General features: G+C 37.6%; 1 protein-coding gene. It reads right to left on the reverse strand.

What is annotated here, in order from left to right:
- Positions 1–194: 194 nt before the first annotated feature.
- Positions 195–1,515 (reverse strand): RNA/DNA-binding domain-containing protein (locus tag JCM15548_RS20420; protein ID WP_227626083.1); only part of this gene is annotated, 1,321 nt, incomplete at its 5' end.

Below are 1,515 nucleotides of genomic sequence, written 5' to 3' on the forward strand. Positions count from 1 at the left end.
AACGGTCGGCTGTATGCGGTCGGCCGGGGCATTTCTGCCAGGTACGACATCTTCAGGCAAAACGTGGTTGCCGGGAGAGAATGAAACCCGCAATTTGCTGTGGAGCCCCGGCTGCCGTATACAGCTTTGTTGCCGTTCGTTGCTTTATTAGTGTCTGGCAGTCTTTGGTGCAATTGGTGCAATTATTGTGCAATTCACAGTTCATAGAATGAGCCTGCTCCTCTGATATCTGATGCTTTTATTATACCTTTTTCAACCAAGTCTGATAAATCTCTGGTAGCAGTATTTCTTGAAACGTTAAAACTTGATTGGTATTCACGATTGGTGATTCGTTTATTATTTTTCAGAAACTCTATGGCCATTAGTTGTCTGTCATTCAAGTTAAGCGCCTTTAAAGATTCTTCATTTAACTTATCTTTTCTGAATTCTACCCAAAATCCTGACATGTCATAAAAATACTTAGGTGACGGGATTTCAAATCGAATACAATCGTTAATCATCTTAATGGTTCCACGCCCCCAAGCTTCAATATACCCACTCCGAAATAAAGTATTTGCAATATCAGGATTATAAGGTTTAGACGGATGCTTCGTTAAAAGCTTTTCCACTGTCCAGTTATCAGGTAATTGAGCGTCATTCCAAAAGATTAACTTGTCTTGATATACACTAATCTGTATCGGTGCCCCTTCGGCATAATCTTTATGGCAAACGGCATTTAATAAAGCTTCTCTGATAGCATCTTTAGGATAATCGTATTTCTCTACTCTATTAAGACCTTCATAATTAATCGAAGAGTGAATATACTTAGTGAAAAGAATATCCATGGTTTTTTCCACTTGTTCAAAAATGTTTCCATGAACTTCATCTTGAAATTTCAGTTCATCATCTGACTGGAAAAATCCTATTTTTATGTATGCTCCAGTAAAGAATTTTTCTGGGTCTGAATGAAAAAGTAAAATTGCAGCTCTTTTGAGAAATGCATTCTCAATTAGCTGTAAGTTCTCAAGAAGAAGGTCATCAGAGTCTGTTAACACATCCTCTTCAATTCTCTGCGCTTTAACTGCCTTTTTTCTAAAATGGGTAAAGGTGTCTAGTTTTAAATCTCGTGTGGATACTTTAGGAACCGGAACACCGTCCCAACGTTTTCCCTTTTTCTGTAGTAAAAATTTGTCAAGTGCATTTCCTTTTAATTCCTGCTTTGTACTTCCACTTCTATAGTGATACTGTCCTTTGTAGTTTACAGGATAGGGATGAGCTTCAACTATAACATCTAAATACTCACCATTGTCTGTTTCGTAGAGATTCACATCAACGATGATACCTAAAATATCCCTAACCTTATTTGGAATGTCTTCGAGTAATTTTTTGGCATTTTTCAATCCAACAATTCTGCCTTTATCGTCTTTCCCGATAATAATTGAACCACCATTGGCATTCGCAAACCCGCATATCCATTTAAGATATTCGTCTCTCCAGGATTCCTTCCATTCAATGTTCTGATTCTCTGCCATTATT

Origin of the sequence: Geofilum rubicundum JCM 15548 (assembly GCF_000974365.1) — a bacterium.
Classification (GTDB): domain Bacteria; phylum Bacteroidota; class Bacteroidia; order Bacteroidales; family Marinilabiliaceae; genus Geofilum; species Geofilum rubicundum.